The organism is Peribacillus sp. YIM B13472 (genome assembly GCF_042788005.1).
GTDB classification, from domain to species: domain Bacteria; phylum Bacillota; class Bacilli; order Bacillales; family DSM-1321; genus Peribacillus; species Peribacillus simplex_E.
Genome location: NZ_JBHZPG010000005.1, coordinates 59,246 through 79,806, shown reverse-complemented (window position 1 = coordinate 79,806; position 20,561 = coordinate 59,246). Strand labels below are relative to the sequence as shown.

Genomic DNA, 20,561 nt, shown 5'->3' with positions numbered 1-20,561 from the left:
ATTCCATTAACCGGCACTACTGACTTCCTTAGTACCAGTATTCCCTTTATTTCTTGCCGAAACCGTTTAGTTAACAGAAAGATTTGATTTATAACCATAAATAAAAGGAATGAGAGCACGAACCCTGCATCCCCTTTTTCATATCCTGTACGACTATACGCCCTTTTGAATGAAGCAATCCACGGTTTCATTAAACAAATCGCTTTCTTCCATAAATGGACAATGGCAACTATCTTCAAAGATTACTAGTTTGGAATTCGGAATGTTTTCATGCAAATGTTCCCCTGCTGCTACAGGAATGACTTTTTCATGCCTTCCAAAACAGAGAAGTGTCGGAATATTGATTTTTGGCAAGAATTCACGATAGTCCACAATCGATTGGTCAAATAGAATGCTACTGGCAATGGATTCCGGCATCTTGGTCACTTCCCCAAGCATCCAGCTTGCATCCTCTGCAGATAATTCATTGTTGAACATGGAAGCAAGGAAGCTTTGTAAAAATGGGGCACGATTCGTTTGAATTTCATTCATGAAGGCAATCAACGTGTCCATATCAAATGCACCGATATTAAAATCGGGCCACTTAAAATCAGAGGCCAATTCATCCACAATCACGGTTGAATGTATATTTTCCTCACCGAATTGCTTAAGATAGTCCCAGACGACAAATGCCCCCATGGACCAGCCTACAAGTATGACATCCTTTAATCCCAGTTTACCTATGAATGCATGAAGATCTTTTGCATAAACGGAGACCGTATTTCCGTAATGTACATGATTTGACTGGCCATGACTTCTTAAATCAAGTAAAATCGTTCTATATTTTTCTGAAAAGTACGGAAGCTGCCTTTTAAAGAACCGGCTGCTCATCCACACACCATGAATAAAAATAACCGGTCTTCCCTGGCCCTTTTCTTCATAAAACAACTGAACGCCCTCTTCCACCTCAATAAATGCCATCCTATCCCTCCTTCACTATTTTTTCACATCCCATTCCCTATTATTATTTATTGCATTTCTCCTTTTAACATTCCTTCCTTTAAAAAAATATTGTCAAACCTCATTTTAGAGTTGATAATGAAGTATATTTTTATTGATATCTTCATCCTGAAAGGACGGAAATTTAATGAAGAGCTTTATCAAAAACTATCGATCCTCTTTAATATTACTCACTGCCATTATTATCGGTGGGATAGCTGGCGTGGTTTTTGGGGAAAAAACTTCGGTCATACAGCCGCTAGGGGACTTATTCTTAAATCTGATGTTCACGATCATCGTGCCTTTGGTATTTTTCAGCATTGCTTCAGCGATTGCCAATATGAGCGGAATGAAGCGTCTCGGAAAAATCATGGGCAGTATCGTTCTCGTTTTCCTGACAACAGCCGCTTTGGCTGCCGTCATTGGATTTATTGGGACAACCATCGTCAATCCCTTGGAAGGCACAGATACGACAGCCATTAAAGAACTGATGGAAAACAGTTCCTCTGAAGAGACGATCGAAGAAGTTTCTTTCTTCAGTCAACTGGTCAACACAGTAACTGTGTCCGATTTTCCAGAACTGTTCTCCAGAAGCAATATGCTTCAGCTTATCGTTTTCTCAGTATTAATCGGACTTTCCACTGCACTGGTCGGTGAGAAAGCAAGACCGATCACCGAGTTTTTGACAGCGGGTACAGCTGTCATGATGAAGGTCGTCAAAATCGTCATGTACTATGCTCCAATTGGGCTTGGTGCTTATTTTGCGGCGATAATCGGGCAGCTTGGGCCGCAGATTTTAGAAGGCTACGCTCGCACTTTCATTCTTTATCTATTCTTGGCCTTGATTTATTATTTCGGCTTCTTCACTTTGTATGCCTTTATCGCAGGCGGGAAAGATGGAGTTAAACTATTTTGGAAAAATGCCCTGACACCATCCATTACAGCCATTGCAACTTGTTCCAGTGCCGCCTCCATTCCAGTCAATCTGGAATCAGTCAAGAAAATGGGCGTGCCTAAGGATATAGCCGAGACTGTCATCCCACTCGGAGCCAACACTCATAAAGATGGTTCGGTATTCGGCGGGGTATTGAAAATTGTTTTCCTATTCAGCTTATTTGGAAAGGATATGACAAGCATATCTAGCATTTTAAGTATACTGGCTGTTGCCTTTTTGGTTGGAGCCGTTATGGGTGCCATTCCTGGGGGCGGCATGATTGGGGAAATGCTGATTCTTAGTGTATTCGGCTTCCCTGTTGAAGTCCTGCCGATCATTGCCGTTATATCCACGATTATCGATGCTCCTGCTACACTGCTTAACTCAACAGGAAACACGGTTTGTGCCATGCTTGTCACAAGGCTTGTTGAGGGGAAAAACTGGTTAAAACAAGCATTCATTAAAGAAGCTGTATGATTCTTATAATTGAACTGACTCTTGGTTAATCAGGAGTCAGTTTTTTCATTTTGACGACTTTCTTTCAAACAGTACTTTTATTGACAAGGGGTTCCTTGCCCTTACATAGAATTAAAGATTGAAGGAGGGAATTGAATGTTAATGAAATGCTTACCTGCCGCAATCCTTATCACGGGACTAATATATATTTTTTTTATACCGGAAGATCCTTTAATCATTAAAATAATGTTCAAGGTCATCCCCATGATATTGATTTTGCTCTACGCCTGCACAAATGTGGGAAGACGGGATCGTTACCAATCCTTCATACTTCTTGGTTTATTCTTTTGCATGCTTGGAGATGGTTTGTTAATCTGGTTCGTCATCGGGCTTTGTGCCTTCTTGATCGGCCACCTTTTCTATATTTCGGCATTCTTTAGACTGTGGACCTTTTCATGGCTTCGATTTGCGACGATTCTTCCGATTAGCATTTACTCCACTTGGATTGGCCGTGAAATTGTACGTTCTTTAATTGAAAAAGGTGAACATGACCTCATCATCCCTGTAATCTGTTATGTAACGGTCATCTCCCTCATGGGCTGGGCGGCATTCATGACCGGAAATGCGGCCGCAATCATCGGCGGGGTCCTGTTTGTGATTTCCGACTCCATTTTATCTTGGAACAAATTCATCGATGATGTTGCCTATTCTAATCCACTGATCATGCTTACCTACTATGCAGCCCAGTTTTGCATCGCTAACAGCATTCGCTGGAAACCTTCTTTCCATTTATCGAAAGGCTTGAAAAGTGAACGGCCAAACCTTTGAATTCCGAATCTCCGTTCGTTTCACATGAAACAATTTTTCATAAAAAAAGGCATCCTCAGCTCTAATGGAACTTTGGACGCCCTTTTTCAACCTGAAATTTTCTTAATGAAGACTACTTTTAAATAGTCCCCTTCCTTATATTCCGGAATTGTTTTAAAATCAGCAGGCAATGAGAATTGTTCCATGATCTCATACTTTCCGTTCATTTCCTTGAAAGCAACATCAATGAAGTTCTTGAATTTTTTCATGTCGAACGTACTGCAATTAGTTGAGGCGATAATGACCCCATTATCTTCCGTAATGGAGATGGTATCCTTCAATAGATTCGTATAGTCTTTCCCGGCACTGAAAGTGAACTTCTTCGATTTGGCAAAGCTGGGCGGATCGAGAATGACCATTTCAAATTTCAAAGCCTTCTTCACTGCATATTTAAAATATTTGAAAACATCCATCACCACGATATTGTGAGCTTCGGGATCTATTCCATTCACACTGAACTGCTCGATCGTCTTTGGTAAACTGCGATTCGCCAGGTCGACACTAGTTGTTTTAACAGCACCGCCTAAAGCGGCAAACACTGAGAATGCCCCCGTATAAGAGAACATATTCAACACCGTTTTCCCTTTTGCGTATTCATCCCGGATTTTCCTTCTGACATCGCGTTGATCAAGGAAGACACCGACCATTGCCCCATCATTCAGATAAACAGCGAAATGGACTCCATTCTCCTTGACAAGAAGCGGAAATGCCGGCTGTTCACCCATGACAAAATCGTCTTCATCCACGTACTGCCCCTTTGTATCAAAGCGTTTCTTCTGATAAATCGATTTGACCTCGACCGTTTCCTGCAATGCCTTAATGATGTAGTCTTTAAAGGAATATATCCCTTTGCTATACCAGCTAATGACATAGTGACCATCATAATGATCAATGATTAAACCGCCAATTCCATCACCTTCCCCATTAAACAAGCGGAAAGCTGTAGTGTCCCCATCTTCAAAAAAAGACATTCGAAATTCATATGCCGCCTGGATTTTGCCGTTAAAGAAGGATTGATCGATCTTTTCATTTTCTCTTCGGGTCAATACCCAGCCGTAGCCCTTGTTCTGTTTCCCATAATATCCTTTTGCCAAAAAGCGGTTGTTTTCATCCACCAAACGCACTAAGGACCCCTCTTCCTTAAGGTCATTAAGGTTGGCTATCGACTCTTTAACAATCAAGGGAAAGCCCTTGCCGATTTTACTCACGAACTTAGCTTTCACTTTTATATTTATTTCTTTTCCCATATATATCATCCTATCTATGCAAATGCTATCCTCCCCATTTTACCCTATTCCCTTTATAAATAAAAACCAGCCCGGTTCCTTAACCAGGCTGGTTTCTAAGAAAACTTTGATTATGAAACTTCCAAATGAAGATCGCCTGGTTTAACTTTACCCATCATCTTCAGCACCCGATGTAAGGCAAGTGTGATCACAGCTGGCAATACCATACCCACTGCCACATAAACCAGGAACGTGTACAACCCCTGACCTGTTATGATGGCAATCGGGGCAATCATTGAACTTAACCCCATACCTCCAAGCTCATACGGTACTTGAAAATTGAATGCCAAGGTAGCGATAGGCGCACAGATGATTGCCGCCACAAAAGGCGGAATTACATATAATGGTTTTTTGATTAAGTTAGGGAATTGCACTTTTGGCGTCACGACCATCTGTGCCAGGAACCCTCCCATATCATTATCTTTATAAGACATGACAGTGAACCCGACAAACTGAACGGTACATCCGATTAAAGCCGCAGCACTGGAAACGGGATCTAATTGCAGGGCGATCGCAAGTGCAGCGGAAGACGCCGGTGTCATCAATAAAATGCTCCATACCAAGGCTATGACCATGGAACCGATTAAGGGAGAACCCTCGACCGCAGCGGTGGTTTGACTGCTTATCCATGTCAGGAGCGGAGTGGTGACAAGAGCCAGGCCATATCCAGAAACTCCACCAACAAGAACTGCTCCCATCGGGATTGCCATGATGTCCAACTTCGTTTTGCCGATTAGGCGCTTACCTATATATGTTGCAATTACTGCTGCCAGGACAGCACTTAGTGGCTGACCTGTAACAATCGTAAAAGCACCCTCAGCAGTTCTGTGAATGGCAGCACCCCCAACAGCACTTGAAGCCATGGCGCTAAAGATAATTAATGAATTTCCGCCTAGCTGATATGCGATGCCTGCTCCTAAAGCTGGTGCCAGCAAGACCTTTGCGGCCCCGCCTATTGCCAGGAAGACCTCCCAACCTAAATATCCCCCTATGGATTCAAACAATAACCCGATCCCTAATGTAACCAAAACAGCGTTGGCTATCCCTGTAGATGCCCTGTACATTCGATCGCTGATGTATTCTTTTCTGCTCACTTTATCTCCACTCCTTATTAATTATCAGAATATTCAATTTCATAAAACCAAAAAAATAAAGGTCTTCCTTTAAAAAAGCCTATTAAGTATATCGCACCGCTGCCTATAATGTTTGTTCGTATAATAACATGAATTTTCTGATAATGTAAGGAGTATTTTTATTCTAATAAAATAAAAGCGTTTTCAAAAAATAAGGTTTTAATACACTCTTATACAAGAAAAACAAATATAGTATTATTTCAAAATAAATTATCCTTTTTAAGGATGTGCTGCATGGAGATATTTCGATACATTTGCGGCCAAAAAAAAGAACCCGATTCAAGGATTCTCTCACTAGCTGGATTTATGACTTTTCTAATAGATACCCATCTCATTTCTATTGAAAACCTTCCAATTTTGCAAAAGTGTTCCTCAAAAATTGGTAAAACAATTTCTCCGTTGGCATCAGTTCCCTATCAGTCGGAACGATGACCCCTACAGCCCTGGTTACAGATGAATCCTCCAGCGGCAATTTAACCGTAAAACGAGGCAAGCTATCAATCAAGGAAATCTCAGGAATCAAGGTTATACCCAGACCTGCTGCCACCAGTCCTTTTATAGCATCTGTGTCCTTTCCTTCAAATGCCACTTCCGGTTCAAAGCCATGCAGTTTGCAAGCTTTCATAACGAGATCCCTTAAAACATATCCCTTTGGATATACGATGAACGGGTTTCCTTGAAGCTCATTTAAGGATAATGATTTCTTCCATGACAAAGGATGGCTTTCTGGTAAAAGGGCAACTAAGTTTTCAATAAATAGCGTTTCACCTTTGATTTTCTTTTCATTCACCGGCAGAGGACCGATCAAGGCCATGTTTATGTTACCTTTTATCACAGAATCTATTAGGTAGCGATATGAACCTTGTTTCAATGTGAATTTTGCCTGCGGATAACTTTCCCTGAAGTCGGAAATGACCCTTGGCAATATATAAGAAGCTAAACTGCTTGGAAAGCCAATGCGGATTGTCCCTTTTTCTGGATCGAGGCTTTCAGCCATCTCGCGCTTGGCACGATCGATTATATCCATAGCTTGTTCCATATGAGATAAAAATGTATGTCCTATAGGCGTCAATCTAATCTTTCGGCCTTCCCTGAAAAATAAGGGCACGCCCAGCTCTTCTTCTAAATTGTAAATTTGGCGACTGACAGCAGACTGGGCAACATGCAAGTTCACCGCCGCTTCCGTCATATGTTCACGCTTTGCCACTTCAATGAAATATTCGATTTGCCTTAATTCCAATCTAAGCTCCCTCTTTCATATCAAAACAGCATGTTATTTATCTAATATTCAGATTGTTCGTTTCACTTTTAAATTATATCATGAAAGTATCACATAAAAACCGATAGACTTACCCTATTTTATGACTTTATCTAAAGGAGAGAGAACAATGACAACATCACAGGAAGTCGAGCATGAGGAATTGCAAGATGCCAGAGAGTTCGTAAGTCAAGTATACGCCCAGGTAAAGGAGCGTAATCCCCACGAAAGTGAATTCCACCAAGCCGTAAAGGAGATATTCCTTTCATTGGTCCCCGTTTTTGCGAAACATCCTGAATATATGAAAAACGGGATATTGGAAAGGCTGGTTGAACCCGAAAGAATGATCACCTTCCGTGTCTCTTGGGTTGACGACCTGGGAAATGTTCAAGTCAACCGTGGTTTCCGTGTACAATTCAACAGTGCAATCGGGCCATTCAAAGGCGGTCTCCGATTCCATCCCACTGTAAATTCCAGCATCATAAAGTTTCTTGGTTTCGAGCAAATCTTTAAAAACTCTCTTACAGGCCAGCCGATTGGTGGGGGAAAAGGCGGATCGGACTTCGATCCAAAAGGAAAATCGGACGCGGAAATCATGCGTTTTTGCCAAAGTTTCATGGCAGAACTAGCTCGCTATATCGGACCTGATACAGATGTACCGGCTGGTGATATCGGAGTCGGTGCAAGGGAGATCGGTTACTTGTTCGGTCAGTATAAAAAGATGCAAGGCAGCTACCAAGCTGGTGTTCTGACTGGTAAAGGCATAAGTTACGGCGGAAGCTTGGCCCGTACAGAAGCGACTGGATATGGAACGGTTTACTTTGTCGAAGAAATGCTAAAAGACAAAGGGTTACAATTCCATGGCAGCACTGTCGTTATCTCCGGATCTGGCAATGTATCCATTTATGCCATTGAAAAGGCTACACAGCTAGGGGCAAAAGTTGTTGCATGCAGCGATTCCAATGGCTATATATATGATGAAAATGGTCTGAACCTGGATACAATTCGACATCTAAAAGAAGTGGAACGAAAACGATTGAGCGAGTATATCGATGCCCACCCGGAAGCTGTATACCATGAAGGAAGCTACGGCATTTGGTCTGTACCATGTGACATCGCACTTCCTTGTGCCACACAAAATGAAATCGATGAAGAAGCAGCAAAATTACTGGTCAAAAATAATGTAAAGGCAGTCGGTGAGGGTGCTAATATGCCTTCAACCCTTGAGGCCATTGATGTATTCCTTAATAACGGCATCCTTTTTGGACCAGCAAAAGCGGCCAATGCAGGCGGCGTAGCCGTGTCTGCACTCGAAATGGCCCAAAACAGTGCCAGAATGCCTTGGACTTTTGAAGATGTCGATGCCAAGCTCCATGAGATCATGAAAAACATTTATAAAAACAGTGTAGAGGCTGCAGAAGCATATGGTGCGCCTGGCAACTTAGTTGTTGGGGCCAATATTGCCGGATTCCTTAAAGTGGCGGATGCTATGCTGACTCAAGGTATACTCTAGCAATCAGTTGATTTAAGACGCGGTTCCGATGGGCCGCCTTAAGAGTGAACTCACTTTCTTTTACTCTCTTATTCATATCAATTCAAGCTGAATATCCACACTCAGATAACATCAATGAGATTAAAACATTTTTTTAATACTACAAAAAGAGTGCCGGAAAAGTTCCGGCACTCCTTTTGTTTGGGAGCAATCATTCTTTTGTGACCAATTTCAATGGAACGGATATTGTGTCGTCCACTTTGTCGCCTTTTAAGATTTTTTCAGCCGCATTAACCGCTTCTTCACCGATAAGTTCCGGTTGTTGGGCGATTGTAGCTTTTAGTTCACCGTTTTCAACTGCTTTCAATGCATCATCATTTCCGTCAAAACCAACCACGATGATGTCTTTTCCTGCTGCCTTGATTGCTTCAATGGCTCCTAGTGCCATTTCATCATTATGGGCGAATACCGCTTGGATGTCTTTATTGCCTTGCAGGATATTTTCCATGACGTTAAGCCCTTTTGTCCGGTCGAATTCCGCCGTTTGGCTTGTCAGGACATCTAACTGCTTGTCCGCAATATTGTGGAAACCTTTCCCTCGTTCACGAGTTGCAGATGCTCCGGATACCCCTTCAAGCTCCACTACTTTCGCTTTTTCGCCAAGCTCTTTAACTAGATATTCTGCAGCCATTTCCCCGCCAGACACATTGTCGGAAGCGATGAACGTTTCGATGTCGCCTTCGTCTGAAGAGCGGTCAATCGTGATAACGGGGATGCCCGCTTCATTTGCTGATTGAACGGCTGAAGATATTGCCGCAGAGTCAGTAGGATTCACAAGAAGGACATCAACCTTTTGAAGGATTAAATCTTCAATTCCGCTAATTTGTTTTGCCGTATCATCTTGGGCGTCAACAACTGTGACTTTCATGCCTTTTTCTTTTGCTTCTTTTTCAATGCCATCTTTTAAGGAAACGAAGAATGGGTTGTTTAAAGTAGAGATGCTGACTCCGACTTTCACGTCTTTCATGGAGTCTTTCTTTTCTTTTTTATCATCTGTTAAACCAGAATCCATTGAACAGGCAGCTAAGACCATTAAAGAAAGAACCATGATGATCGATACTATTTTTTTCATTGATTACACCTCTTCTTATGATTTTTTACGGTCAAGTAAGACCGCGATTAATATAACTGCACCTTTTACCACTTGCTGGTAGAAAGAGGATACACCAAGTAAATTCATGCCGTTATTCAAGGTACCGATGATCAGGACACCCACCAGTGTACCGAACAACCGCCCTTTACCGCCTGAAAGGCTCGTTCCGCCAAGCACCACGGCTGCAATGGCATCCATTTCATAGGATTGGCCTGCCGTCGGCTGTGCCGAATTCAGACGGGATGTTAAAATGGCACCAGCGATTGCTGCCATCGTACCGGCCAGACCATATATGGCCACCTTGACTCGGTCAACTTTAATCCCCGAAATACGGGAAGCCCTTTCATTTCCGCCAATGGCATATGTTTTACGGCCAAAGGATGTTTTATGAAGCAGGAACCATAGGATTAAGAATGCGATGACCATCACGACGGCTGGTACTGGCACTCCCAGGAAGTAACCTCTCCCAAGCATCTGGAACATTACAGAATCGCCAATTCCAGTAATCGGCTTTCCATCCGTATACACAAGCGTTAATCCTCGAAAAATCGTCATGGTGGCCAGTGTCACGATGAAAGGTGCCATTTTTCCTTTTGAAACGAGAATCCCATTGATTACACCCATTATTGCACCTAGTAGAATGCCTACTAATATTGCTAAAATCGGATCTAATCCCGAGACCATCATACCAGCCATAAGTGCGCTGGATAGAGCTAAAATGGAACCGACGGACAAGTCGATGCCACCTGTCAATATGATAAAGGTCATTCCAAATGCAATAAGTGCATTGATGGAGGTTTGACGCAATAAATTCAAAATATTATTCGGTTCCATGAATGATGGATTTAAAACGGTTATTACGATAAATAAAAGTACCAGCGCGAGTAACGGACCAAATTTCTGCCAAATCCCGCTTTTCCCTGTATCCTCAAGTTTCATCCTAGTTCCCTCCTGTCGCCATTGCCATAATTTTTTCTTGCGTCGCTTCCTGCCTTAACAATTCCCCAGCAATCTCACCTTCGTGAACCACAAGGATTCTATCACTCATTCCAATGATTTCGGGAAGTTCTGACGAAACCATGATGATGGCGATGCCTCGCTCCGTCAATTCATTCATCAACTCGTAAATTTCACGTTTTGCACCAACATCTATGCCCCGGGTCGGTTCATCCATAATTAAAACTTTAGGGGAAGTGCCGATCCATTTGGCTATTACCACTTTTTGTTGATTTCCTCCGGATAGATTGCCGATGACCGTTTCAGCAGAAGAAGTCTTTACGTGAAGTCGCTTAATCATCATTTCGGCAAAGTTCATCTCATCTTCCGTTTTTACGATTCCGTTAGGAGCAAAACTCTTGAGATTCGGCAAGCCGATATTTTCCCTTACAGAAAAGTCCAGGATCAACCCCTCTTCTTTACGATTTTCCGTAATGAACGCCAGGCCGTGCCGAACTGCATCCGTTGGTTTTCGTATGGAAACTTTCTTGCCTTCAATGGTAATTTCACCGCTGTCTATTTGGTCGACACCAAAAAGGGCGCGCATTATTTCTGTTCTGCCTGCTCCCATCAATCCGGCTACACCGACAATCTCACCTTGCCGAACCGCGAAATGGATATCTTCAAAAAGCCCCTTTTTAGTTAAACCATTTACATCAAGGACTATGTCGCCAGGATTCGCTTCACGATGAGGAAAACGATCCTCCAGCTCCCGCCCGACCATTTTTTGAACGACTTCATCGAAATTTGTATTTGCAATTCTTTTCGTATCGACTGTTTTTCCGTCACGCATTACGGTGATCCTGTCACAAATGGCGAATATTTCTTCCATTCGGTGAGAAATGTAAACAAGCGATACTCCCTTTTTGGTAAGTCCCTTCATCACTTCAAAGAGCTTCTCTATTTCCCTATCAGTTAAAGCGGCTGTGGGCTCGTCCATGATGATGACTTCGGCATCCGTCATGAGCGCCTTGGCAATTTCAATCATTTGCTGTTCCCCGACAGAACAAAATCCGGCTTCCTTATCAAAAGGAAGGGAAATATTAAGTGTTTTAAAAATCTCGTTTGCACGCGCTTTCATTTGTTTCGTCTTCAGGACACCGAAGGCATTCACCATTTCCCTGCCGATAAATAGATTCTCCAGCACGGTCATTTCCGGCCAAATATTCAATTCCTGACGGATAAAGGCCATTCCCGCCTCTTCCGCTTCCTTCGAATCCTTGAATGAGGTTTCTTTACCGTTAATCTCAATCGTTCCTTGATCTTGTTTATGCAGCCCGGTCAAAATGTTCATCAAGGTTGATTTCCCCGCACCATTTTCCCCCATTAGTGCATGTACTTCCCCAGCCTCTAAAGAAAAATGAACACCTTCCAATACCTTGTTTTGACCAAATGCTTTATAAATATTGTGCATTTCGATTTGCATGCTCATCATCTCATTTCTTTAAAAGAATACTCCAGACTGCAATATGCAATTTGAATATGGCGTCGTCTCCCCGGTCCGGATTATCGCTTTCGCGTTACTTGTCAGCCTTTTAAAATCCTCATGGGAAACATATTCAATCGCTGCTCCGAATTGCTGCTCCATGTATTGATGCTGTTCCGGGTTTTTAACTTTCACTTCTGTGGCAGCGATAACTTTTTCAACAACCATATCTTCGTGAACCGCCCGGACGACATCTTGAAATGATGGTGTTCCAGGCGTCAATGCTAAATCTATCTTGCAAACTCCCGGTGGCACCGGCAGCCCGGCATCACCTACGACAATATAATCGGTATGACCAAGGTCTGCTAGGACCTTGGCTATTGAACTATTGATGATTCCTTGACGTTTCATGCTTCAAAGCCCCTCTCGACCTCTGACCTTTGCGGCATGCCACCTTGGGCGCCTAACTTCGTCACGGAAATGGAGGCTGCCCGGTTCGCGAATAACAAGCATTCGTCAAAACTTTTTCCTTCTGCAACAGCCACGGCAAAGGCAGCATTGAATGTATCCCCTGCGCCTGTTGTATCCACAGCTTCCACTTCAAAGCTTGGAACAACCTTTTCTTCATGTCCGTCAAAATAACGGACGCCATTTTTTCCTTCGGTAATGAATAATTTATTGGGATATTCAGTCAAGACTTTCCTTCTATCTCTCCCATTGAATAGTATCTCGAATTCATGTTCATTCGGAGTAAGGAATGACGCCTGTTGAATGACAGCCTCGCTTAGCATGCGGGCGGGAGCTGGGTTCAATAGTAATCTCTTTTGAAGCGTGTTGCACAATTCAGCCAGATATTCCACGGTTTCCTCAGGTATTTCCTGCTGAACCATCACGATATCCGATTCCTCTATCACCTTTTTCGCCTTTTTTACATATTCGGGAGTAATGAAATCATTCGCACCTTTTACGACAATAATGCTGTTATCTCCTTCCGAAAGGGTAATGTGTGCTGTCCCGGATGCGGAACCTGTAACCGGTTCCACATACTCCGTATTTACATGATTTTTTTTCAGGTTTTCTAAGATGATCTCTCCATAGACATCATCTCCTACACATCCAACCATCGACACTTGTGCACCAAGACGTGCCGCTGCAACAGCCTGATTGGCTCCCTTTCCTCCAGGAACCGTGATAAAGGACTCTCCTAAAACCGTTTCCCCGGCCATTGGCCGCTTGGCTGATGTCACCACTAAGTCCATTGAAGAACTTCCCACTACTGCAATTCTAATCATGCCTTCTCCGCCTTCCTTCTCGTTGTTTGTCTCTCCACAAAAGAAACAGGGAGCTTTTTATGTGTTACTTCCATTTTTTCTTGATTGATCCTTTTAATTAGCATTTCCGCCGCTTGTGCCCCCATCTCATAGGCTGGCTGCCGAATTGTCGATAACGGCGGGTGTAATAACGCTGTGAAGGCGATATCATCATAACCGATCAATTGTATGTCTTCCGGTATCCGTATTCCCCGTTTTAAGATCTCTTGAAGTGCGGCGGCTGCAACAATATCATTACAAGCAATGATTCCATCTGTTTCCGGATATTGCTCGAACAGCTGTCCCACACAAGTTTGGCCGCCCTGAAGTGTTAGGGATGAATCCATGACTTGCACGTTCACTTTTGCTTGTTTCAATTCTTCCAATGCTGCCATGTACCGTTCATATACAGGCTTTATTTCGACTGGTCCCCTAATGAGGACGATATTCGTACTGCCTCTATCCAGCAATACGCGTGCTGCCAGCTTACCGCCTGTCTTTTGATCGGAATAAACAGCTGGTAATTTCTCTCCCGTACGGTCGAGAAGGACTACTGGAATATCCAGATTATCGAAATTTTCATTGGCTTCTTCACTAGTTGAAGCAATCATGCCCACTACATTATTTTGCAGAAAAGTGTCAATATATTCTATTTCTTTATCTCTCTTTTCATCGCTATTTCCAAAAATTAACCGATAACCAAATTTCTGCAGATAATCCTCGACACCTCTTGCCATTTCTGGGAAGAAGGGATTCGTAATGTCCGGTAAAATCAAACCAACCAATTTGGATTTCCGTTTGTAGAGGGATCTTGCCACTTCATTCGGTTTATAATTTAATTTTTCAACAGCTGCCATGACCGCCTTTTTTGTATCCTCATGTGCATAGCCACTGCCATTCATAACTCTGGAAACCGTTGCCACGGAAACCCCACTTTCCTTTGCCACATCCCGAATAGTTGCCAAAATATCACCCTCAATAATTTTGTGTAACCGTTTACACAATAGCTTATCACCAATTTATATGAACGGCAAGCCATATTCCAAAGATATTTTTTAAGAAATTCGACCCAAAGAGGATAACATAATCCTTTTTTATGCGTATATTTGTTAACCATTATCGCTCTATAAATTTAATAACAAAGTTGATTGGAACGGGTGTACGAGACTCCTGCGGGAAAAGCGTGTCTAGGGGAGACCCCGCAGGCGCAAGCCAAGGGCGGACCGCCCGCGGAAAGCGAGTGCCTGGAGCGGAAATCAACGGTCTAATTGTTAAAGCCATACGTGGAAAGAGGGTCGGAATACATATTAACACCTTCAGCTCTTTAGATATGGTTTCTATCTATTTAATGACAAAGCTGATTGGAGGGAAGGTACGAGACTCCTGCGGGAAAAGCGCGTCTAAGGGAGACCCTGCAGGCGCAGCCGAGGAGGATCCCCGACCGCCCGCGGAAAGCGAGTGCCTGGAGCGGAAATCAACGGTCTAATTGTAAAAGCCATACGTGGAAAGAGGGTCGGAACACATATTAACACCTTCAGCTCTTTAGATATGGTTTCTATCTATTTAATGACAAAGCTGATTGGAGTGGAAGGTACGAGACTCCTGCGGGAAAAGCGCGTCTAAGGGAGACCCCGCAGGCGCAGCCGAGGAGGATCCCCGACCGCCCGCGGAAAGCGAGTGCCTGGAGCGGAAATCAACGGTCTAATTGTTAAAACCATAAGAAAACTGGCCCAAAAGTGTGAGCCAGTTTAACTTTATAGCGTTTTTGCAGGTAACTTTTCATAAAGGGCATTATTCACATGCCCAAACTCAGATGCATGCGGGCGATCTTCACCATCGCTATAACCATATTGAAGCATCCGATTTCTATTCAGGCAGAGTTTCGTTAATTTTGGCGCAAAGAAATTGAATGTATCGAAACGATCCTGTAACATAGGGAACTTTTTCTGATGTGTAAGGATTGTTTGAGCGACGCCTTCCCAAAAAGCATTCTCATCCAAAAGGGACCTCTTCATCAAAAGGGTTGACAAGTATCGGAAATGACAGATGAATAGTCCCGTGAAAATGAATTGAACCAGCCCCTCGGGAGTCTCACTTCTTAGTACTTTCCTTAAATCGTCAGGAAGGCTGCTTAATTCAGGAAGCGGCTGATCACTGACGTTCACATCATCTACAAAATCCTTGATGGCCAAACGGTGAGGCTTGTAATCCTTCAAAACTAAAATGGTATTTTGACCATGCGGCGAGAAGACCAATCCATATTGATAAATAAAATGTAGTAATGGTGATAGAATGACGTCGAATAATTGAGCTGTCCAGGCTTCTGCAGTCAATCCCGATTTTTCAATAAGGCTTTCTACATATGGTTTCCCTTTGCTGTCCACATGTAAAAGAGACGCAAACGTAATGGGCTTTTCGCCTTCTTCCATATAACTGTATATGCTCTCTCTCCAAATACCACCCAGCATCTCTAAATATTGATAGGGTACATTCTCTAGTTTGGAATAATACGGGTGATCAACATTTAAACTGGCCACTTCACCAGGAAGCACAACTTTGCATTGTTCTTTCAAGAATGAATCATTTTCATAAATCTTCTTTATATACGTTGTGATTTTTGGGGCAATGACCGTACGTTCAGCTGGCAATCCACGGTAGACCAGCGTATTTAAAATGCTCATCGGCAGCTTGACGTGGTGTTTATCCTTATTCGATACATTAACGAATGTCCGGATGGATTGTTGCGGCAGATACTTATCAGGACCATTTCCCAAAGCTACGATCAGCCCTTTGGCCAAGTCATCGGTAAAGTTCTGGATGATTACATTCTTCCACTGCCATTCATGGACTGGGAGATAGTAATAGTTTTCTGCGTTCAGCCCTTTTTCCGTCAATATCTTTGCAAATGATTTTTGGGTTTCCCCATCCAGTTCATTCTCCATCAACTGCTTATAGGATAACGTTTCGACTGAATTGAACTCACCCCTCGTTTTATGGACGGCAATCCAAGATAACTGAACTTCTTTCTGGTTTTCTGGAGCGAACTTCAAATAATCATCATAACCGAAACCGATTCTTCCCTTGTTATAAGCAATCCAAGGGTGACCGCTCATTTCACCTTCAAGTAATGCATAATCCAGTTCGACTAAATCATCTGCATCTTGTTCAGGTTTGGATAGCAATTGGAGATCCGCAAGCAGCGTATGGTGGAATTCTTTGATTAAATGTCCTGTTGTTTCTGCAGTCATCCCAATTAATGGCTGGATGTCTAGAATGAATTGAATGGCATCATTGGCCTGTGTAAAACCTTCCTTTTCACTTACCTGGATCGATTCGCCTTGCACTTCATAGCTGTCAAAAAGACGGGGCGACGCCAAAAATTGATAAGATTTCCCCTCATTTATCTTTAACTCATATAGGTTTCCGGCTGCATTTTCGTTCAGAACAGCTGGATGGATCATATCTTCATACATATACTCAGAAATCATCTTGGCCAGCAGGTTTTGGTTTACTATCGACCAATTATTTTCTGAAACCGCCTGTTCCACTTCATTTATGAACTGCATATAATTCTCCCCTTCCCTTCCCTTCCCTTCTCTTAATAAGCCATGACGGGTGTTTTTACACGGAATGACTGAAATGCACCCTTTGGCTCGGATGGATAAACTTCTTTACCTGCCAATTGATTGATGATAATCGAATTTCGGAATGCCCCTAAGCCTAGATCCGGAGCACCCACACCATGTGTATGTATCTCGCCATTTTGAATGAAAAGGTGATTCGGTGTAGGGATGGCCGTTCCTACCCGATAGTCTTTCGTTATCGCAAGACGCCCCAAGCCATCGCGAACTAAATGGTCCTCCATGGTTTCAAGGAATGCCGGAAGGGTTGATTTATAGCCCGTTCCAAAAACGATCGCTTCTGTGTCCACACCAAATTCGCTATCTTCCACCCACTGTCGGCATTTCAATCTCCAGCCATTGTCGGCGGGGGTAACTTCCGCAACTTCCGTCATGGCCCGAAGTTCAATGGAAAGTTCGGCATTTCCAATCGATTTTTCATACATCTTGTCAAAAATTGCTGCAATTGTCGTAGCACTGATCCCTTTATACAATAAATCCTGTTTCGGCAGGATTTCATCCTTCGTTTCCTGTGGCAGCCGATAAAAGAAATCAAGGTAATCCGGAGTGAAGTATTCCAAACCGAGTTTTGAATATTCCATAGGGAAAAATCCCTTGGATCTTGTATACCAGTTTAGCTGGTAGCCATTTTCCTCCTGCTCATTAAGCAGATCCAGAAAGACCTCGGCTGCACTCTGTCCAGACCCGACAACCGTTACGGATTTTTTCTTTAAGACATTTTCTTTATTCCGTAAATAATCGGCCGAATGCAGGATGCTCTCTCCCATATAAGGATGAAAGGCCGCTGGAACAGTCGGGGCGCTGCCAATTCCCATGACTACATGACGGCTATAATAGACTTCGATCTTTTGTGTTTGTGCATCCCTTACACTGATTTGATAGCAGGGTTCACCTTGATCCCCTATATATTCAACCGCCTCCACCGCTTTTCCGAAACGGCAGCTATCAAGTTGATGGGCAGCCCAGCGGCAATAGTCGTTATATTCTTTTCGTGGAATCAAGAATTTTTCAAGAAAGTAGAAATGATACAGCCGATCATGCTGCTGTAAATAATTCAGATAACTATATGGGCTTGTCACATCTGCCATGCTAACTAGATCTGCAAAGAACGGTACCTGCAGAGTTGTCCCTTCCAACAGCATCCCTTCATGCCAATTAAATTCCCGCTTTTTCTCAAAAAAGACGGCATTCAACTCCGGGGTTTTCTCCAAAAGGGCCGCAAGTCCAAGATTGAAGGGACCTATCCCTATCCCTACCAGGTCATAGATAGATTGTTGCTTCTCCATACTTCCACTTCCTCTCGAAATTCTCCCGTGTACATGACATAAGCAATGCAGTTTTATCAGGGAGCTCAATTTCTTTAATTGGGGTAAACCCGCACTTTTCAAATAAGTAAATCATCTTTGCATTTCGAATATCCGGTTCAGCCATCACTTTTTTTGTTTTTGCAGAAAGCAGTTGATATTTCACCATTGCACGTAAAAATGGCAAAGCCAGTCCTTTTCCTAGATAATCCGGATCACCTATGAGTAAATGTATGCCTTGGTCTCCCTCTTCGGATTCATAATAATCTTCGATGATATCGCCTTTTACCCAATACGATTCCCAATAGCTCATGGGAATGGAGTCCAGGCAGCCTAAATAGAGTGCTTGGTGTGTATCAGCCAATGCCTTTTTTAAATGAACGGCGAATTTTTCTTTTGTGAAATTCAAATTCCAGTAGGGTATCACATGACCTTCATGCATCCATTTATGCAGTGTATCCAAATCCCTCTCAAATTCAACTTTGACAAATGAAAGCTGTTGATTACGGTCCTTCAGCATTTCTTCATAACTATTTTTCATGGACGGCTAAAACCCCCTGCGCGAACGGATTTTCAATGGTTGTATAAACGGATTGCGTCTCAAGTGAACCAACAAGCTCATCCATATCATGAAATCGCGTCAGTAAATTAGCCTTACAAGATAATTCCCGGGCATTAAGCAACCTTGCAACAACTCGATTCAACCCTTCATCTCCGCTTTCCCTGCTGCTTGTTTCAAGTTGTTCCTGAACGAGCTGTAACAGGGTTTTCTCTGATACTAATCCTTCCGTACCAAAATTATTGATCAAGCCTAATAAGTGATTAAAAAAGAAATAGTATTGCAGTCTTTCTTCAGCGACTTCATCAGAACAAATCGTGAAGCTTTTTTCACTTAGTTCAGGCAAGATCTTCAGCAGCCTGTCCACTTTGGACTCACAATAGTAATACCCTTGATTATCACGATAATAAAAAGTGGCTGGATAACCATCTTGAAGTTGAATGATGGAATTTTGTTGATGGGCTTCCAATACAATTCCATACTCTTCAAAAAGCCAAAGCATCGGTTTCAATGTCATTGACAGATAAGTTTTGAACCAATCCTTACTTACTTCTTCGGTACTGCGGTTTTCTTCTGCTGATAATTTGCGGATGATCGCTCCAAGCCTTGATGGTGCACCATAGGCATTATCCTGACATAAGCCGGCAATCAGGCTTGCTTGTTTATCGTTTTCATAAAAAGGGTTTTCCCGGATATCAACATCGAATCCCGATTCTTGCTCGGTTGTTTTGATCGTTAAGTAAGCAGGGTCCTTGATGATACGGAAGGAGGGGTGCCGTTCTTTTAGATCGTCGCCCACTTTAGAATCTATTAATTTTGCAATTTCCACACCACGATCTAATTCTTTTTGCAGGTTTGCACGTAAGGAATTAGTGATTTTAACCGGAACGGAAAATTTGTACATATATCTCGATGTGGCATTATACACCGTTCTAAATGAAGAGGTGGCCGTGAATTTTTTCCCAAGCGGTCCTACATAAACTAGTGTCCCTTGCTCGATCAGCCTCTTGACCTCTTCTTTTTCGATAAGCACTTTTGCCTGGAGCGGATGTGCCGGGATGATGATATATCGGCTTTCCTTTTGGCACCCTCTGAATTCACTGGAAATCTCCAAGTCGCCGGCTAATTCCTGTTTAATGATCTCACTTGCCGATCGAACTTCACTGGAATCCTGGATGACAATCGAAGGTTCTGCCAGGAAGTAGTGCAGCTGAAACTCCCCTTTTAATTCAGGTGAATAGACCCATTCATCTTTTTCTGAAATGCCCTGCTTGCTTTTCGGCGTCGGGTGGAACAAGTGCCCGAATAAAAGCGACTGCTCTGCTTCGATGTAGGTGAAATCAGGACTTTGAAGTGCATCAATGTCTTCCGTCCTGGCTTCAACATACCGTTGAATATTTTGGCTGCTAAGGATGACACGCAGCATCAATTCATCTTCACTATCCGTCCTGCCCTGCTCATTCAATAATTCTTTAGAAACAATCGAGACCATCGTCACATAATCTAATTCACGTACTTGTTTGGATGCATTTTGGTAGTAAATCGGGAAGGTAAAAATATGACGCCCCGTTTCCGACCAATATTTCAATGGAACTAGCAATGCAATATCTTGGGATAAGAGATTACTGACTAATAATGAATCCGGAATAGAACCCTCCAAATCAGGCCAGTTCTTCGTTTCTTCTAAACTGCAATTTCCGGTTTCCCGGAAATAACAATTCAGAAAGCTTTGCATCGTCGCCCTTTCAGCTATTTGCTTACCATTCAT

General features: G+C 42.9%; 17 protein-coding genes. 3 read left to right on the top strand and 14 right to left on the bottom strand.

Annotated features, from left to right (window positions below):
- Positions 1 to 153 precede the first annotated feature (153 nt).
- A complete protein-coding gene (locus ACFX4I_RS05770) occupies positions 154 to 960 on the bottom strand; it encodes an alpha/beta fold hydrolase (protein WP_230300243.1) in 807 nt (268 codons plus the stop codon).
- 166 nt (positions 961 to 1,126) lie between these two features.
- Here ACFX4I_RS05770 and ACFX4I_RS05765 point away from each other — a divergent pair, with 166 nt between their 5' ends.
- Both ACFX4I_RS05765 and ACFX4I_RS05760 read left to right on the top strand, forming a co-directional pair.
- Entirely contained in the window at positions 1,127 to 2,389 is a 1,263-nt protein-coding gene (locus ACFX4I_RS05765; protein ID WP_230300242.1) for a dicarboxylate/amino acid:cation symporter, read from the top strand.
- Between the two features lie 135 nt (positions 2,390 to 2,524).
- Positions 2,525 to 3,196, top strand: a complete 672-nt coding sequence (locus ACFX4I_RS05760) for a lysoplasmalogenase (RefSeq protein WP_377419601.1) — start codon at positions 2,525 to 2,527, stop codon at positions 3,194 to 3,196.
- An 86-nt stretch (positions 3,197 to 3,282) separates the two neighbouring features.
- On the opposite strand, the gene ACFX4I_RS05755 is transcribed toward ACFX4I_RS05760, so the two are convergent.
- From ACFX4I_RS05755 to gltC, 3 genes are all read right to left on the bottom strand, one after another.
- Positions 3,283 to 4,482: a class I SAM-dependent rRNA methyltransferase gene (locus ACFX4I_RS05755; RefSeq protein WP_377419599.1), complete on the bottom strand. Its 1,200-nt coding sequence runs from the start codon at positions 4,480 to 4,482 to the stop codon at positions 3,283 to 3,285.
- 110 nt (positions 4,483 to 4,592) lie between these two features.
- On the bottom strand, positions 4,593 to 5,585 hold the full coding sequence (locus tag ACFX4I_RS05750; RefSeq protein WP_230300326.1) for a PTS sugar transporter subunit IIC: 993 nt from the start codon (positions 5,583 to 5,585) through the stop codon (positions 4,593 to 4,595).
- Positions 5,586 to 5,991: 406 nt separating this feature from the next.
- On the bottom strand, positions 5,992 to 6,894 hold the full coding sequence (gene gltC / locus ACFX4I_RS05745) for a glutamate biosynthesis transcriptional regulator GltC (RefSeq protein ID WP_230300240.1): 903 nt from the start codon (positions 6,892 to 6,894) through the stop codon (positions 5,992 to 5,994).
- A 148-nt stretch (positions 6,895 to 7,042) separates the two neighbouring features.
- Between gltC and gdhA the strand changes: the two genes are divergently transcribed.
- Positions 7,043 to 8,425 carry an NADP-specific glutamate dehydrogenase gene (gdhA, locus tag ACFX4I_RS05740; protein WP_377419597.1) on the top strand — a complete coding sequence of 461 codons (1,383 nt, stop codon included), beginning with the start codon at positions 7,043 to 7,045 and terminating at the stop codon, positions 8,423 to 8,425.
- Positions 8,426 to 8,615: 190 nt separating this feature from the next.
- Here gdhA and rbsB read toward each other — a convergent pair whose 3' ends face one another.
- The 10 genes from rbsB to ACFX4I_RS05690 form a co-directional block, all read right to left on the bottom strand.
- The gene (gene rbsB, locus ACFX4I_RS05735) at positions 8,616 to 9,536 is read right to left on the bottom strand and encodes a ribose ABC transporter substrate-binding protein RbsB (RefSeq protein ID WP_377419595.1); all 921 of its coding nucleotides are present in this window, start codon (positions 9,534 to 9,536) and stop codon (positions 8,616 to 8,618) included.
- Positions 9,537 to 9,551: 15 nt separating this feature from the next.
- Positions 9,552 to 10,496: an ABC transporter permease gene (locus ACFX4I_RS05730; protein WP_230300237.1), complete on the bottom strand. Its 945-nt coding sequence runs from the start codon at positions 10,494 to 10,496 to the stop codon at positions 9,552 to 9,554.
- A 1-nt stretch (position 10,497) separates the two neighbouring features.
- Positions 10,498 to 11,979: a sugar ABC transporter ATP-binding protein gene (locus ACFX4I_RS05725; protein ID WP_230300236.1), complete on the bottom strand. Its 1,482-nt coding sequence runs from the start codon at positions 11,977 to 11,979 to the stop codon at positions 10,498 to 10,500.
- An 18-nt stretch (positions 11,980 to 11,997) separates the two neighbouring features.
- Positions 11,998 to 12,390 (bottom strand): D-ribose pyranase, encoded by a 393-nt coding sequence (rbsD, locus tag ACFX4I_RS05720; RefSeq protein WP_230300235.1) that lies wholly within the window; start codon positions 12,388 to 12,390, stop codon positions 11,998 to 12,000.
- Positions 12,387 to 13,271, bottom strand: coding sequence for a ribokinase (gene rbsK / locus ACFX4I_RS05715; RefSeq protein WP_230300234.1), 885 nt, complete (start codon positions 13,269 to 13,271; stop codon positions 12,387 to 12,389). The genes rbsD and rbsK overlap by 4 nt, the downstream gene beginning before the upstream one ends.
- Complete coding sequence (locus tag ACFX4I_RS05710; protein ID WP_377419592.1) at positions 13,268 to 14,254, bottom strand: LacI family DNA-binding transcriptional regulator; 987 nt, start codon at positions 14,252 to 14,254, stop codon at positions 13,268 to 13,270. The genes rbsK and ACFX4I_RS05710 overlap by 4 nt, the downstream gene beginning before the upstream one ends.
- 789 nt (positions 14,255 to 15,043) lie before the next feature.
- A complete protein-coding gene (locus tag ACFX4I_RS05705) occupies positions 15,044 to 16,855 on the bottom strand; it encodes an IucA/IucC family protein (RefSeq protein WP_377419590.1) in 1,812 nt (603 codons plus the stop codon).
- 32 nt (positions 16,856 to 16,887) lie between these two features.
- The gene (locus ACFX4I_RS05700; RefSeq protein WP_230300230.1) at positions 16,888 to 18,216 is read right to left on the bottom strand and encodes a lysine N(6)-hydroxylase/L-ornithine N(5)-oxygenase family protein; all 1,329 of its coding nucleotides are present in this window, start codon (positions 18,214 to 18,216) and stop codon (positions 16,888 to 16,890) included.
- A complete protein-coding gene (locus ACFX4I_RS05695; RefSeq protein ID WP_230300229.1) occupies positions 18,191 to 18,775 on the bottom strand; it encodes a GNAT family N-acetyltransferase in 585 nt (194 codons plus the stop codon). Before ACFX4I_RS05695 ends, ACFX4I_RS05700 begins: the two co-directional genes overlap by 26 nt.
- Positions 18,765 to 20,561: an IucA/IucC family protein gene (locus ACFX4I_RS05690; protein ID WP_377419588.1), complete on the bottom strand. Its 1,797-nt coding sequence runs from the start codon at positions 20,559 to 20,561 to the stop codon at positions 18,765 to 18,767. The genes ACFX4I_RS05695 and ACFX4I_RS05690 overlap by 11 nt, the downstream gene beginning before the upstream one ends.

Coding starts and splice junctions, on each gene's coding strand:
- rbsK (WP_230300234.1), bottom strand. CDS start 13,271: ATGATTAGAATTGCAGTAGTGGGAAGTTCTTCAATGGACTTAGTGGTG.
- gdhA (WP_377419597.1), top strand. CDS start 7,043: ATGACAACATCACAGGAAGTCGAGCATGAGGAATTGCAAGATGCCAGA.
- ACFX4I_RS05755 (WP_377419599.1), bottom strand. CDS start 4,482: ATGGGAAAAGAAATAAATATAAAAGTGAAAGCTAAGTTCGTGAGTAAA.
- ACFX4I_RS05770 (WP_230300243.1), bottom strand. CDS start 960: ATGGCATTTATTGAGGTGGAAGAGGGCGTTCAGTTGTTTTATGAAGAA.
- rbsB (WP_377419595.1), bottom strand. CDS start 9,536: ATGAAAAAAATAGTATCGATCATCATGGTTCTTTCTTTAATGGTCTTA.
- ACFX4I_RS05725 (WP_230300236.1), bottom strand. CDS start 11,979: ATGCAAATCGAAATGCACAATATTTATAAAGCATTTGGTCAAAACAAG.
- ACFX4I_RS05765 (WP_230300242.1), top strand. CDS start 1,127: ATGAAGAGCTTTATCAAAAACTATCGATCCTCTTTAATATTACTCACT.
- ACFX4I_RS05700 (WP_230300230.1), bottom strand. CDS start 18,216: ATGGAGAAGCAACAATCTATCTATGACCTGGTAGGGATAGGGATAGGT.
- ACFX4I_RS05705 (WP_377419590.1), bottom strand. CDS start 16,855: ATGCAGTTCATAAATGAAGTGGAACAGGCGGTTTCAGAAAATAATTGG.
- ACFX4I_RS05730 (WP_230300237.1), bottom strand. CDS start 10,496: ATGAAACTTGAGGATACAGGGAAAAGCGGGATTTGGCAGAAATTTGGT.
- rbsD (WP_230300235.1), bottom strand. CDS start 12,390: ATGAAACGTCAAGGAATCATCAATAGTTCAATAGCCAAGGTCCTAGCA.
- ACFX4I_RS05690 (WP_377419588.1), bottom strand. CDS start 20,561: ATGAATGGTAAGCAAATAGCTGAAAGGGCGACGATGCAAAGCTTTCTG.
- ACFX4I_RS05760 (WP_377419601.1), top strand. CDS start 2,525: ATGTTAATGAAATGCTTACCTGCCGCAATCCTTATCACGGGACTAATA.
- ACFX4I_RS05750 (WP_230300326.1), bottom strand. CDS start 5,585: ATGTACAGGGCATCTACAGGGATAGCCAACGCTGTTTTGGTTACATTA.
- ACFX4I_RS05695 (WP_230300229.1), bottom strand. CDS start 18,775: ATGAAAAATAGTTATGAAGAAATGCTGAAGGACCGTAATCAACAGCTT.